This is a genomic window from Candidatus Devosia phytovorans (assembly GCA_029202405.1).
Lineage (GTDB): Bacteria > Pseudomonadota > Alphaproteobacteria > Rhizobiales > Devosiaceae > Devosia > Devosia phytovorans.
The window spans coordinates 3,277,898-3,293,121 of the sequence record CP119312.1; the positions used below are offsets into that span (position 1 = coordinate 3,277,898).

9 protein-coding genes are annotated in these 15,224 nt (G+C 63.4%); 5 read left to right on the top strand and 4 right to left on the bottom strand.

Annotated elements, in window-relative coordinates:
• Positions 1-30: 30 nt before the first annotated feature.
• The 3 genes from P0Y65_16170 to P0Y65_16180 form a co-directional block, all read right to left on the bottom strand.
• Positions 31-6,411, bottom strand: coding sequence for an SDR family oxidoreductase (locus P0Y65_16170; GenBank protein WEK03713.1), 6,381 nt, complete (start codon positions 6,409-6,411; stop codon positions 31-33).
• Between the two features lie 204 nt (positions 6,412-6,615).
• Positions 6,616-7,587, bottom strand: coding sequence for a glycosyltransferase (locus tag P0Y65_16175; GenBank protein ID WEK03714.1), 972 nt, complete (start codon positions 7,585-7,587; stop codon positions 6,616-6,618).
• Entirely contained in the window at positions 7,584-8,546 is a 963-nt protein-coding gene (locus tag P0Y65_16180; protein ID WEK03715.1) for a glycosyltransferase family 2 protein, read from the bottom strand. Before P0Y65_16180 ends, P0Y65_16175 begins: the two co-directional genes overlap by 4 nt.
• A 133-nt stretch (positions 8,547-8,679) precedes the next feature.
• Here P0Y65_16180 and P0Y65_16185 point away from each other — a divergent pair, with 133 nt between their 5' ends.
• From P0Y65_16185 to P0Y65_16205, 5 genes are all read left to right on the top strand, one after another.
• Positions 8,680-9,624, top strand: a complete 945-nt coding sequence (locus P0Y65_16185) for a hypothetical protein (GenBank protein ID WEK03716.1) — start codon at positions 8,680-8,682, stop codon at positions 9,622-9,624.
• A 127-nt stretch (positions 9,625-9,751) separates the two neighbouring features.
• Positions 9,752-10,996, top strand: a complete 1,245-nt coding sequence (locus P0Y65_16190; GenBank protein ID WEK03717.1) for a polysaccharide biosynthesis/export family protein — start codon at positions 9,752-9,754, stop codon at positions 10,994-10,996.
• Between the two features lie 13 nt (positions 10,997-11,009).
• Positions 11,010-12,551 (top strand): hypothetical protein, encoded by a 1,542-nt coding sequence (locus tag P0Y65_16195; protein ID WEK03718.1) that lies wholly within the window; start codon positions 11,010-11,012, stop codon positions 12,549-12,551.
• Positions 12,552-12,564: 13 nt separating this feature from the next.
• Positions 12,565-13,329, top strand: a complete 765-nt coding sequence (locus tag P0Y65_16200) for a hypothetical protein (GenBank protein ID WEK03719.1) — start codon at positions 12,565-12,567, stop codon at positions 13,327-13,329.
• A gap of 20 nt (positions 13,330-13,349) precedes the next feature.
• Positions 13,350-14,210, top strand: a complete 861-nt coding sequence (locus P0Y65_16205; GenBank protein ID WEK03720.1) for an AAA family ATPase — start codon at positions 13,350-13,352, stop codon at positions 14,208-14,210.
• Here P0Y65_16205 and P0Y65_16210 read toward each other — a convergent pair.
• Entirely contained in the window at positions 14,207-15,028 is an 822-nt protein-coding gene (locus P0Y65_16210) for a glycosyltransferase family 2 protein (GenBank protein ID WEK03721.1), read from the bottom strand. The two genes, P0Y65_16205 and P0Y65_16210, sit on opposite strands and share 4 nt — an antisense overlap.
• Positions 15,029-15,224: the final 196 nt, after the last annotated feature.

A 15,224-nucleotide genomic window follows, 5' to 3' on the forward strand; every position in this document is an offset into this window, starting at 1 on the left:
CTTCGATGCCTGGACCGATCAAGGCCGCCGTTATTCGGCGGCCTTTCGTTTGTCCACGCCAGTATCGGCCGCGGCCAGCAGGCGACGGATGTGATTGCTCAGCACCCGGACACTGGGGTCGAGGACCATGGAATCATGGTCGCCGGGAACCACCACCACCGACAATGTGTCCACGAGGGGCGTCCAGCCATTGTCTTCGAAGAAGAAATTGCGGCCGGCCATGAGCTTGCGCCCATTGGAGAGGTGATATTCGATCTCGGGCTGCGGGCGGAACAGGGCGACGCTGCCGGCATAGGGGCGGACCTGATAGCGGATGAGGGCGCGGCGGAAGGCGGCTTCGACGGCTTCGTTGTTGAGACGATCGGTACCGCCGGCAACAGCCAGGCCTTCCTGCTTCTGCAGCTTTTCCTGCTGCCAGGCGATGCGGTCGGCAATCCAGCGGGTGAAGAAGCCCGTGCCATCGCGGCGCAGATCCTGCAGCTTCATGGTGACGCGGTCGAACTTGCTGAGGTCGGGCTGGGTCGGCAGCGGCGTATCGAGCATGATCAGTTGGCTGACCTCTTCGCCGGCGGCTTTCAACTGTTGCGCCATTTCATAGGCAACGAGACCACCGCCGGAGAAACCGGCCAGGAGATAGGGGCCTTCGGGGTGGATGGCCCGCATTTCGACGATGCAGCTGGCAGCGGCTTCCTCGAAGGTTTCATGCGGCGGCGTATCGCCATAGATGCCGCGCGCCTGCAGGCCATAGACCGGGCGCTGAGTACCGACCTGACGCGCCAGCTGGCGCAGGTTGAGCACATTGCCGAACATGCCGGCGCAGATGAACAGCGGGGTGGCGCTGGCATCGGCGGGGATATGCATGGCAACGCGATGGGTCAGCGCCACGGCGAGCTGGGCATCGGCTGCCGGCTTGACGTCGAGTTCGTCATTGGCAGCCACCGGCAGGAGCTTGCAGAGCAAGGCAATGGTGGGCGCTTCAAAGAGCGTCGAGATCGGCAGATCGACGCCAAATTCCTTGCGGATGGAGCGGAACAGCCGCACGGCGACCAGCGAATGGCCGCCGATGTCGAAGAAATTGTCGTCAATGCCGATCTGCTCGATGCCGAGCAGTTCGCGCCAGAAGCTGGCAAGGCGCAGTTCGGTGGTCGTCGAGGGCGCGACGAAGCTGCTGTCGAGATCCGTCGAGCGACCGAAATCGAGCCCCGACTTGCGCGGACCCGAAGCCATCAGGTCGGCGCGGCGGATGAGGCCGGGCAGATCCATGGAGCTGACCACGGGCTGGGTGGCGCCGGTGGCAAGGGCGCGCTCGAGGACATCGAGCGCTTCATGCGGCAGGATGCCCTGGCGAACCTGCTTGGCGAGCTGGCGCTGGGCATTGCCGGAAACGGTCTGGTGCCGCTTGGGCGCGGGCATGCGGACGAGACCCTGCGATGCCTCGATGCGGCGGAGCAGGAGCTTTTCGACCACGAGCAGCACTGCGCCTTCAGGGGTGGCCAGCACGATGTCGAAACCGGCAAAACCTTCGCCATAGGCGGTGCTGTCGGCGAGGCGGACCCAGCTGACGATTTCGGCGGGCAGCGGCTGCAGCTGGGTGATGCGGCCATAGGAGGCGGGCGCCCACAGCGTGTTGGAGCCGGTATAGCCGGGCACGATATCCATGGCAAAGCCGGTGGCGATATCAAGCAGGCCTGGATGGGTCTGGTAGCCAGCGGCGAGGTCGGGTTTGAAGCTATCGGCCAGTGCCAGGCGGGCGAAGGCTTCATTGGCGCCGGATTGCTGGGTGCGCAGCACTTTCCAGCGCGGACCGAAGCGCAGGTGATCCTCCTGCGCAGACTTCAGCGCTTCGCCGGGCTGGGCAGCAGCAGTGCGCAGCGTGGTGCGGGCTTGGATCGTCGCGACATCCAGGGTGGCGAGAACCGGTTGAGCCGGCGTGAGATGGGCCAGGGCATTGACGATGACGCCATCGCCGGTCGAGGAGGCGACGGTGACCGAATAGGCGCCGTGGGCATAGCCGAAGCCGAGGCGGACCGAGAGAAGCTGTCCCTCGGGAGCAAACATGGGGCTGCGGAATTCGAGATCGGTGATGGCCATGGCAGGCAGGTCAGCCTCGCGCATGGCCTGGCTGATCAGTTCGACATAGCCAGTGCCGGGCATGAGAGCTTCGCCGGAGGCCAGGCGGTGTTCATTGAACAGCCAGTTGGTCCTGGCGGCGATGTCGGCCTCGAGCCAGACCGTGCCGTCGCCATCCTCGATCCAGCGCTGGAAGAAGGGGCCCTTGGCCGGCTGGAGCGTCCTGGTGGCTTCGTCGCTTTCGACAATGCTGCGGGCAGCCATACCAACCTGGGTCCAGATGCCCCAGTGGACGGCAACAGTCTTGCGGTCAGTACGCGATGCCTGGCTTTCGGCAAAGGCGTTGAGGAAGGCATTGGCGGCGACATAGTCGACCTGGCCGGCAGGCGCGGAATCGCTACTGGTCGAGGAGAAAAGCACCAGGGTTTCGATCGGTTGATCGGCCAAGGCTTCGGCCAGCACCATGGTGCCGACCACCTTGGGCGCGAGCACCAGCTCGGCGGACTCGACCGTCTTGGCGAGCAAAGGCGCATCATCGACCATGCCGGCCGTGTGGAGCACGCCGGTGAGGCTGCCCCACTTCGCCGTGATCTGGTCGAGCGCGTTCTTCACATCGAGCGGATTGGTGACGTCGCCCTGCAGCGCGAGCACTTCGCCGCCAGCCTGTTCCATGGCCTCGATGGCGGAGATGGCGGTGCGGCGGCGGTCAGTGATTGGCAGGACACGGGTGAGCACTGGCCATTGTTCGCGCGTCGGCAGGGCCGTGCGAGCGAGGAGCGCAATGCGGGCTTTTTTGGTGGTCACGAGCTGGGATGCAAAGGTCAGGGCGAGATCGCCGAGACCACCGGTCAGCAGGTAGGTGCCATTGTCGCGGAACAGCGCGGTGCGATCCTGCGGCTCGGTGAGCGGCAAGGCGACATGGGTGCGCGACCAGCGGCGGGCCTTGCGCCAGGCGACAACTTCGGAACCTGCGTCGGCGGAGAGTTCGTCTACAAGCGTTTCGAGCAGGTCGTCCGCGGTGACGGTAGACGCCTTGGACTTGCTGCCACGATTGGCGGCAGCGCGGGTTTCAAGCTCCACGTCGATGAGGCGCAGGGTGGTGCCTTCGAATTCGCGCGGAATGACGAGGGCCGGACCTTCGAGCGTGGCCTTTTCCGGATGCGCCAGGCCTTCGCCATCGACCTGCTGGGCGCCATTGGTGATGGCGGTGATATGCAGCTTTGGCGCGATATTGGCCTCGGACAGCGCCTGCATGAGATGCATCAGGCCCTGGAAGCCATTTTCCTGGATGCGGTTGAAGAAGCTCGAGCCGGGGCGGAAGCTGGCGGTGTGGGTCAGCAGCGGCAGGTAGGCGACGCGGTCGGGGTTGACCTGATCGGCGGCAAGGCCGGCGGCGAGCGCGTCATAGCCGGCGCGGCCATGTTCGGGGCAGACGACATAGGTATCGGCATCGCGGCGCGCGAAGCCATCGCCAGCGGCGATGGTCACGACGCGATGGCCCTGATCGCGCAGGCGTTGCGCTAGGCGTTGCCCGGTATCGGCGTCGTTGAGGAAGACAAGAAAAGTGTGCTTCTCGGCGGTGCCACCGGCGACGATGTCGGGGACGGAGCGGCGCCAGGCCGGGCGATAGCCCCAGGCGGCCATGTCGTCGAGACGCAGCAGCGGGGCTTCGCCCTCGGCTGACGGCTGCTGGCGCTCGATGAAGAATTTGCGATGCTGGAAGGGATAGCTGGGCAAGTGAATACGGCGGCCGGCGGAGACGAGCTTTTCGGCCGGCACCGAGAGGCCGGTGGCCCAGACGCGACCGATGGCGGTCAGGCAATAGATCTGGTCATCGACCTTTTCATCGGGATGCGGCAGGGCGTTGATGACGCGGTTGGCGTCGATATTGCCCTGCGCCTTGGCCAACGAGGACAGGGCGCGCGACGGACCGGTCTCGATATAGATGAGCGATGCATCGCCGCTCAGTTCGGCCAGGCACTGTTCGAAGCGCACTGTGGAACGCAGGTGGCGCGTCCAGTAATCCGGGCTGGTGGCATCGGCGGCAGACAGCGTCTGTCCGGTGACATTGGAGATGATGCGGATGTTGGGCGGGCTGAGGCGGATGCTGGCGAGGAAGGCCCGGAAAGGCGCGAGGATCGGCTCGAGCATCTGCGAATGAGCAGCGACGTCGATGGTGATGCGGCTGGCATCGATCCCTTGGGCCTTGAGGCGTTCGGTAAAGCCATCGAGCGCCTCATCGGGGCCGGAGACAACGCAGAGGCCGGGGGCATTGACCGAGGCCATGTCGAGTTCTGCCGGGAGCAGGTCGCGTAGCTGTGCCTCGCCGACCGGCACCGACAGCATGCCGCCTTTGGGCAGGCTTTCGAAGAGCTCGCCGCGCAGGCGGACGAGGTTGACCGCATCCTTGAAGGTGAAAACACCGGCAAGACAGGCCGCAGAATTTTCGCCCATGGAGTGGCCAACTAGCGCCTTGGGCGTAATGCCGCGCGCCATGAAGAGGCGGCCGAGGGCAACCTCGATGATGAGAATGGCGGGCAGCTGGATCGAGGGGCGCAGCAGGCGGGCAGCGGGCTCGTCGGCTTCGAGCCAGGCGGTGCGCAGTTCGGCAGCGGCCGGGACAGGCAGATAGGCAATGCCTTCATCGACGAGGCGCTGGAAGGCCTTGTCGTTGCGATAGAGATTGCGCGCCATGCCGTGGTGCTGGGCTCCACCGCCGGGGAAGAGGAAAACCGCGCCGGAAGCATTGTCGAGCGCTGTGTGTGCGGACACGCGCTTGAGCTCGGGTGTCAGCAAGGCGTTGCTGGCATCGGCATGGTCGCGCACGGCGAGGGCGGCGCGATGCTCGAAAGCCTCACGGCCATGGAGTAGCGTATGGGCGATGTCGGCAAGCGGGGTATCGGCGTTATCGCGGATGAATTCGCCGAGGCGGACCTGGGCCGCGTCGAGCGCCTTACGGCTCTTGGCCGAGAGCAGCAGCAAGGTCGGTTCGCTGTCGCCCCCGGCGGTCGCGGAGGCCACCTTAGGCGGCTGCTCGATGACGACATGTGCATTGGTGCCGCCGACACCCAGCGAATTGATGCCAGCGCGACGCGGCGCAGCGGTCGCCGCCCAATCGGTCAGCTTGTCGTTGACAACAAAGGGGCTATTGGTGAAATCGATGGCCGGATTGGGCTTTTCAAAACCAAGCGTAGGCGGGATCTTGCCGTGCTTGACGGTCAGCGCAGCCTTGATGAGGCTGACGACGCCGGCGGCCGTATCGAGGTGGCCGATATTGGATTTGACCGAACCGACGCGGCAGAAATTGCGGCGCTGGGTGCCGAGGCGGAAGGCTTCGGTCAGCGCCTGGATTTCGATGGGATCGCCGAGATAGGTGCCGGTGCCGTGGCATTCGACATAGCCGATACTGTCGGGTTCGATGCCGCCGAGGCCCTGGGCCTCGATGATCGCTTCGGCCTGGCCGGTGACGCTGGGGGCGAGATAGCCCGCCTTGCTGGCGCCGTCATTGTTGATGGCGGAAGCCTTGATGACGGCATGGATGGTATCGCCATCGGCGATGGCATCGGAAAGGCGACGCAGTGCGACGACGCCGACACCGCTGCCGAACACCGTGCCGGCAGCGCGATGATCGAAGGCGCGGCAATGGCCATCGGGGGAGAGGATTTCCCCTTCCTGGAAGCTATAGCCGCGGCGATGCGGCTGCTCGATGGTGACGCCACCGGCCAGCGCCATGTCACATTCGCCATTCATCAGGCTCTGGGCGGCGTAATGCACGGCGACCAGCGAGGAGGAGCAGGCGGTCTGCACATTGACGCTGGGGCCGCGCAGGTCGAGGCTGAAGGAGACGCGGGTGGACAAGAAGTCCTTGTCATTGCCGGTGTGGCGCAGCAGGAACATGCCGGTCTGGTCGACCAGTTCGCGGTCGCTGCAAACGTTGAAATAGAAATAGCTGCCCATGCCGCTGGCGGCAAAAACGCCGACGGGGCCCTGCTGGCGGCTGGGCATGCGGGCGGCATCCTCGAGCGCCTCCCAGGCGCATTCGAGGAAGTGGCGATGCTGGGGGTCCATGACCGCGGCTTCCTTGGGGCTGAGGCCAAAGAAGTCGGCGTCGAAAAATTCCATCTCCTGCAGGTCGGAGGTGCGCGGCACGTAATTGGCTTCGTGGATCGGATCGCCGGCCCGCTCGGCTTCGGCCAGTTCCTCGGGCGTCAGCTGGCGGATGGATTCCACACCACCCAACAGGTTGGCCCAGAAGTCCGAGACCGTGTTTGCTCCGGGAACGCGCAGCGCCATGCCGACGATGGCGATGTCACTCGCGGAAATCTCTGAAGCGTCCAACATGCAGATTGCCCTCATTCCCGGCGGCGGGTTTTGAACCCACCGCAGCCCATGAAACAATCCTAGCGCAATCAATACTAGTGATAAACGCCCTCTCAGCAATCGTTACCAGATTGGTTACTTTGCTGAACCTGATGTGTTTTGAGCAAAGGCGAGACACGCAAGATGTATGGCATACATACATCGACATTGGCGCGGCAACAGATGCTATTTGTATTCGATCAGGGTGGATCGGCCCTGCCGCAGGCGGGTCAGATGATATTTGATTACGCCCTGTGCCTCGGGGAACTTGCCGATCGTCGAATAGAGCGCAGCACGCCAGGATGAGGGCGACAATCCGGACCGCCCGGCCTGGCGCAGGATATTGGCTGGATAGGCCAGCAACAACAGGAGCGACCATGGTGTGATCAAGGTCCCGAGGAGCGCGATCGGTGCAATGGCCGACCAGGCCAGCGCTCGGATCACATTGCGCTGCCAGATCCGCTTGGGGGACCCGCGGTGAAGGAAGGCCACTTCGGCAAAGGCGTGGCCGGCCCGCAGGGCGCGGCGCCACCATTGCCGGAACTGCAGGATATTGGCGTCATGCAGTGTCATCTCGGCATCGAGGCGCCAGATGTTCCAGCCGCGCTCGCGCAGACGCAGGCAAAGCTCGGGCTCCTCACCGGCAATCAGGCTGTCGCGAAAACCACCCACAGCGGAAAAGCACTCGGTCCGGATCAGAAAGTCCCCGCCACTCTCGACGATATCGCCCTTGGGCCCATTCCACTCCGCGTCGCACATGGCATTGTAGACGGAGTGTTCGGGATGGCGTTCTCGGCGCCGGCCGCAGACCAGGGCAATTTCGGGCCGCCCATCGAGAAACACACTCGCCGTCTCGATCCAGCGTGGATCGAGGGTACAGTCGCCATCGACGAACTGGACATGGTGCAGGTCGGGATGGCTCTTCAACAGGGCGGCATAGCCGGCATTGCGGGCCCGGGCGGCGGTAAAAGGCAGCGCCTGGTCGAGGTCGATGACAGCGACACCAGCCATTTCGGCCTTGATCTGGCTGCCGTCGGAGGAGCCGGAGTCGACATAGACCGTCCGCGCCGACAGCTCGCCGAGCGAGGCGAGGCAATCGACCAGCCGCTGGCCCTCATTGCGGCCGATGACCACGACACCGACGCTGTCGCTGCTCATTTGCTCGCCCAGGGCGACAGGCTGGCGAGGAAATCGCGCACGAGGAACGGCGGGTCATTGTTGGGCCGGCGCTGCAGCAGCTGACGCAGGTGCCAGATGGATTGACCGGCCATCCAGGCGAGATCAATGGCAAACTTGCCGATGCGCGAATGATGCTTTTCGAAATAGCGATTGCGCGAGTTGAACCAGTAGGCGGGCCGGCGATTGAGGCGCCGCGGCTCCCTGGAGCTGACGCCGGTCGATTGCCCGCACAAATGGACGACGTGACTCTGCGGCACCGTCCAGCACTGCCAGCCGGCATCGGCGGCGCGACGGCAGAAATCCAGTTCCTCGTAATAGAGGAAATAGCCGTCATCCAGTTCGCCGATCTGATCGAGAACCTCGCGACGGACCAGCATGGAGGCGCCGGAGACCCAGTCGGCGCGACTGGGTGACGCGCCGATCGGCAGCACCACGCGCCAGCGGTCGAGCAGGCGCGAAACGGGACCTAACCGCGCCTCGCCTTCGAACTCACCCAGGGCCGAGGGGAAACGGAACGAGCAGGCCTGGGGTGTGCCATCTGGGTCTTCGAGCAGGCTGCCGACGATGCCCGCATCAGCGTGCCGGGCGAGGAATTGCACCAGGTGGCCGATGGCGCCGGGTCGAACCAGAGTGTCCGGATTGAGCAACAGATAGGCACGCGCCTTGTCCCAGCGGGTGTCGGCGGCGTGGATGGCCTGGTTGTTGCCATAGGCAAAACCGCCATTGATGGGCAGGTCGATGCAGGCGATGCGATCGGTCCAGCCATTGTCCGCGATCGCCGACCGGATCAGTTCTCCCGAACCATCGCCGGATACGCCATCGACCACCATGACGCGCGTCGAGGCTGGCAGGAAAGGATCGGCAATGATCGAGGCCAGGCAATCAATCGTCAGGTGGGCAGTTCTGTAGTTCACGATGGCGATCGTCAATTCATGCATTGTCGCCCCACAACAGATAAGAACCAATCTCACCATGAACACTAACAGATCGCAGCTCTGCAATAACGCGCTTTGTGAATCTCGGTAAATTCTGAAACACTGACCCCGACAGACAGTACTTCGGGGAGATGGCGTGCTGCGTAGGATCGCCTTGACTGCAATGATCGGGGGGCTGGCTGGCGTGCTGCTCGGCTGCCGCAAGACGCCGCGCGCCGTGTTGACCGAGGCGGAAGCGCGCGATCTCTATGCGACGCCGCTGACAGCGCCAACCGGACCACAGACCGTCTTTCATCTTGGCCATAGCCTGGTGGGACGGGACATGCCGGTCATGCTCGCGCAATTGGCGGGTGAGGGACATGCCTCGCATTTCCAGATCGGCTGGGGCACATCGCTCAAGGGGCATTGGGACGACGAGGTCAATGGTCTCGTCGAGGAGAATGATCATCCTGCGGCCCGCGGCGCGCCCGGTGCTGTGGACGGCGGGGGCTATGACGCGGTTGTCTTCACCGAAATGGTCGAGATCCGCGATGCGATCCGCTACCACGACAGCGCCGACTATCTGCATCGCTGGGCCAGACGGGCCCGCGCCGCCAATCCCAGCGTGCGGCTGTATTTCTATGAAAGCTGGCCAACCATCGATGACGAGGAAGGCTGGCTCGTCCGTGTCGAGAAAGACCTGGCCCGGCACTGGGAAGCCGAGATCCTGCTTCCGGCAGTGCGCGCCGGCGGAGAGCCTATCTATCTCATTCCCGGCGGGCAGGCCCTTGCCGCGACGGTCAAGGCGGTTATGGCGGCCGGTGGCATCGACGGCGTATCCCGGCTCGAGGATTTCTTCGCAATAGCGGCGGACGGATCGCAAGACACAATCCACCTCAGCGACCTGGGCAATTACGTCATCGCAGTTACTCACTACGCTGTACTTTACCAGACCGACCCGACCGGCCTTCCACATGCGCTGATGAAGGCAGACAACAGTCCCGCGACACCTCCCGGACCACAGCTTGCCGAACTTATCCAGCGGACTGTTTGGGATACTGTTGTCGGTTACGAAAAGACCGGTATCCACAGGCTTGTGTAACAGCAAGGCTACACACACGACTTGAATCCGATCACATTTACCATTGATCTGGACAGTCAATGGACAACGCTCCGGCAGCGGAATAGTGAATTAACATCGGGAGAGCGAGAGCAGGGCAAAAAGAAAAATGCACGCAACTAAGTTGTTTTCTCTGCTGTGCTTTCTTTTTTGCGCGCAGCCAGTTTTTGCCCAGTCGACCTACCGACTCCAGCCCGGAGACGCCGTCGAAATCTGGGTTGCGCAGTCGGCCGACTTGACGCGGAACGTTACGCTCGCCCCTGACGGATGGATTTCCATGCCGCTTGCCGGTGCGATGCAGGCACAGGGCATGACGATCGAGGCGCTGCAGGGCGCGCTGATCGACCGGCTGCAGCCGTTTTTCAAGGAAGACGTGGGGCTCAACGTATCGCTGGTGCCCAGCGAACAGAACCAGCCCAGCATCTTCATTGCTGGCGATGTCGAAGCCCCCGGCCAATATCCATTCCGCCCCGGCATGACTGTGCTGCATGCGGTCAGTGTTGCCGGCGGGCTCTACCGCACCGCGCTCGAAGCCTCCGACCGCGACCGGTCGATGGAAGTCCAGGGGCTGATCGCCAATGGGCAGAAGCGCATGGACGAGCTCAACATCATCATTGCCCGGCTCAATGCGCAGATAGCCGGCCAGGACGAATTCACCGTGCCTGCCGAAGTGAGCGCGGCTGGGGCCGCTGGCTTTGCCGGTCGCGAACAATCGCTGATGACGATGCAGGACAACAATATCCGCGACCAGCAGGCTGCATCCGCCAGGCTGACGACGATCAACCAGGAGTCGATCGCGGCGATCGACGACCAGATCAAGGGCATCACCGAGCGTATCGCCCTGTCACAGGAACGCCTGTCAGCGACCAGCACCCTGGCGGAGCGCGGCGTGGTGCAAGCGAGCCAGGTGCGCGAAATCGAGGTCAATATCGTCGATATGCAAACCTCCATCAGCCAGTTGCGGACCAGCATTGCGACACAGCAGGCCGCGATCATGACCGAGCAAAGCCGGGTCGCCACGCTGGTCCAGCAGTATCATGTTGGGCTCGTCACAGACCTGAGCGCCGCCGAGCGGGAGCGCGAGGCCTTGACCGAAGATCTGGCGAATTATCTGCAGACGCTGTCACTCTATGAGCCATCAGCCGAGAGCCCGACCGTCCTGCGCTACGAAATCATTCGTACCAGCGACAGCGGCGAACTTGATGTCGACGCCACCGAGCGCAGCACGATCCTTGCCGGTGACCTGATCCGCGTCACCATGAGCACGCTCGACGCGGAGCCCGGCACATCGGCTGCGACACCTGTCCCGGACAACACGACCTCGCTGCCGACGGCAGTGAGCGAACCCAGCTAGCAAGGCCCAGACCATGGAGAATGAACTCTTTCTCGTGCGCTACTACTGGAGCCTGCTGCGGCGCCACCCGTTCCGCTGGCTGCTGCCCATGCTGGTGGTGGCGGGCATCGGCGGCTATGTCGTGATGCAGGAGCCACGGGTTTACCTGTCGACCGCGCGCGTGGCTGCACAGTCGCCGGAGACCTCGGGCACGCTGGTCCAGTCGACCGTGACCAACGAGCGCCTGCAGTTTTTCGAGCAGCGCATCTTTGCGCGCGACAATCTGGTGGCGCTGGCGAACACGCTCGAGCTGTTTCCGCAGATGCGCGCCAGCATGACCAATGGCCAGATTGCCGATACCGTTCGCCGGCTGATCACGCTGCAGGTCATGCCGACCAATCCCAATGATCCGTCATCGAACTCGGCGGTCTTGACCATCGGTTTCATGGCCGACACGCCCGAAATGGCCGCCGCTGGTGCCGGCGAGATCGTCAAGATGCTCATCCTCGATAATCGCACGGCGCGTCTCACCGAAGCGACCGACCTGCGGACCTTCCTTGAACAGGAAGTCATCAACCGGCGCGACCAGACGGTGCAGCTTGACGCAGAGTGGAATGCGTTCATCGCCACCAACGAGGCGCTGCTGCCCAGCCGGTTGTCGATCTATTCGACGGAAATGCAGGAACTGCAGGGCGAGATGCAGACCATCCAGACGGCCAGCACGACCCTGGCTGCGGACACCCGTGTTCTCGAAACCCAGCTCTCGGTCGCCAATCGACCGATTGCTGGCACCGAAACACAGCTCGCTGCACTGCGTCAGGAACTGGCAACCAAGCAGATAACCTATTCGGATACGCATCCCGAGATCATCTCGCTGCGTTCGCGCATTGCCGCGCTCGAAAACAGCACCGATGGTTTGGGCGAGACCCCCGCCGATGCGACAGAGCCGGTCGTCACTGCCGTCACCGCCGAAGGCGCCATGCTGGCCGAACGCATCGCTTCGGCGCGGCAACAGGAAGCCGACTATGCGACGCGGCGCGCCGAAATCGAGGAACGGCTCAGCTGGTTGCGCGGCAGGATTGCGCAGATGCCAGGCGTCGAGGCCGATATGTTGACGCTGCAGCGTCGCCACGAAGCCGCCGAGGAAAATCTCGCTGACATGCAGAACCGCCTCGACACGGCGCGGATCGGCGAGCGGCTCGAGACAACCCAGACGCAATCGCAGATCTCGATCATCGACCAGCCCGATGTTCCGACCAATCCCACCAGCAGCACCCGCACGCGCAACATGGCCATGGTGGCGGCGCTGTCCCTGTTTGCCGGCTTCGGCATCCTGATCCTGCTCGACCTGCTCGACCGGACGATCAAGAGCAAGCGCGACCTGAGGGACATCCTCGAGGGTGGCACGCTGGCAGTTATCCCCAGCTGGAAACCGAACAAGGGCAAAACTCCCCGGGCGCGGCTCGCCTCGCTTGCAGGGCTCTTGGCCTTGGGCGCATTGTCGGGATCAACCAGTATCGACACGCCGCATGAACAGTCGGCGGAACGGACGCAGGACGCGGCCAGGCACAGCTGAGCAGGAGATACACATGGAAAGCTTCATCAATGCTCTCGCGCGTGCCCAGGACCCAAGTTGGTCCCAGGTCCAAACGCTGCCAACCACGGATATTCCGCAGCTCAAGATCAGCGAGCGGGTGCTGGCATTGTCACCAGACAAGCTCAAGGCCAATCGCATCGTCAGTTTTGACGGCAGCGACGGCATTACCCGGACCTTCGACGTCTTGCGCAACACTTGCACGCGTGACCTGTCGCCACGCGTGGTCGATCGGCCGATCCTGGGCGTCACCTCGCCGAGCATTGGCTGTGGCGCCTCGACCACGGCGATAAACCTCGCCTTCTCGCTGGCGCGCCAGCAGAAGGGCGCGGTGATGCTGGCCGATCTGACGCCGGCGGGCCAGGGCTGGTGGCGCCAGCTTGGCATTGACCAGATGGATCTGTCACCAAGCGCCCTGCGCGATACGGTGATGACCCTCGAGGTTGGCGACACCTCCTTGCGTGTGGCGAGCCTGCGGCCAGTGGTCGACGGCAAGTCGGGTGACGAGTTGAAGCTGGCCTTGCGCAATTGGGCCGCCGGTGCTCGTCGCGACCTGGGCCCGGTCACCATCGTGCTGGACCTGCCGCCACTGCTCACTGACGATCGCGTCGGTTCTTTCATTTCCGAACTCGACCTGGCTCTTCTCGTGCTGGCCACTGGCAAGTCGACCAAGGCGGAGCTTGAGACCTGCAAGAGCTATCTGCACGACGCGGCAAGCGTTCAGCTGGTGCTCAACAAGGCACGGGATTATGACCTCTAGCCGCGTATTGGCGTTGTACCATGTATGAGCGACATTTCGGGCTGCAGGTCCGGCCCTTCTCCATCCTGCCGGACCCGCATTTCCTCTATCTCGGCCGACATCACCAGATCGCCTATGCCATGCTGGAGTATGGCCTGGTCGGACAGGCCGGCTTTACCGTGATCACGGGCGCGATCGGTTCGGGCAAGACGACGCTGGTGCACAAGCTGGTCCATTCCATTCCCGGCATGCCGGTGACGCTGGGATTGATCTCGACGACCTCCATCGCCTCGGGCACGCTGATGGAATGGATCATGATGGCTTTCCGTCAGCCGTTCGAAGGCCTGTCCTATCCGCGCCTGCATCGTGATTTCGGCGACTTCCTGCTGCGACAGGCAGAAAGCGGACGCCGCGTCGTGCTGGTGATCGACGAGGCGCAGAATCTCAAGGCGGAGCGACTTGAAGAGCTGCGCATGCTGAGCAATCTCAATGTCGATCGCATGCTGCTGCAGCTGGTGCTGGTGGGGCAGCCCGAGCTGCGCCAGATGCTGCGCGAACCCAGCATGCGGCAGCTTGCCCAGCGCGTGTCATCTGATTTTCACCTGCCGCCGCTGGCGCGGACGGATGCCGTGCCCTATTTCGAGCACCGCTTGCGGGTGGCTGGCGGGCGGCCCGGGATTTTCTCCCGACCGGCCATCTACGAGATTTTCGACTATGCCAAGGGCACGCCGCGCTCGCTCAATATCGTGGCGGACAAGTGCCTTGTCTATGGCTTCAGCGATGGCGTAGCCAAGATCGGTCGGCGCATTGTCGGACGGGTGATCGCCGACATCGAGCAATATGGCATCTATAATCCTTCGGACAATCCGGTGGATATGCCAGTGGCGGCGCTGCAGGCCTAGCGGCCGCGCACCCAGGTGCCGCCCGAGCGTGTGGGCAGCTTGGTCATCAGCGCCACCAGCGAATAGAGGCCAAAGCCGATCGGATCGGCGGCAGCGAGCCGCGGCAGGTTGGACTGCGACTTGCCCTCATTGGCAAGCAGGTGCGGGTAGAGACGATCGATCTCCTCGACGCCCCGATCCTGCCGGCGGCGGACGCGGACGAGATTGGCGAAACCTTCGACCATGGGCCAGCTGAAACCGGCCGGGACATTGACGCGCTCGGACGGCGCAAAATGCAGACGCACGAAGGTGTCATCGGAAATGATGGATGGAAATTGCCCCCAACGCTGGCGCCCTGCCCTGTTGACGGCAAAGACGCCACATCCCGGCGCACCATCGACCACGAAAGGCAGCCGGCTCCAGAAGCGGGCGTAAAGGCCCGTCGCCCAGGTGACCGCTGGCGCGATCCGCAGCGTTCCGGTGGCGTAGGTCGGCGATGGCCGATCAAGCGCCTGGGCCAGTTGAGCGAGTAGAGACGGCTCCACCACCACATCGGCGTCAATATAGACGAGCGCATCGCCCCTGCCCTCGGCCTCCCCCAGATTGATGGCGTTGAGCTTGTTGCCTTGGGCAATGTTGAGGACGGTCAATTCCACGCCCCTGTTGCTGGCGGCGCCGACAAAAGAGCGCGCTATGGTCACCGTATCGTCGCGGCAACCATTGGCGGCGACGATCAATTGCCAAGCTGTCGGTTGTTCGAATGTGCTGTCGAGGAGCGCCGCGATACAGCGGCCGAGGAGCGCTGACTCATTGCTGGCGGGCAGGATAACGGTGAGCATGGAAATCCTTTCGGCGCCGAACCGGCTCGCCCACATTGGACTGGCTTGGGCAGGCTCGTCCAGTTCGCTTACAGCAGCAGGGTAAATTGACGCCGACGGTAACTCTATAAGCAAGATTGCAAAAAGACCGCTTGCCGGAAACTGGCACATCCTCTTCAATAGTTTAGAGGCCAGTCCGGGAACGATTATTATGACA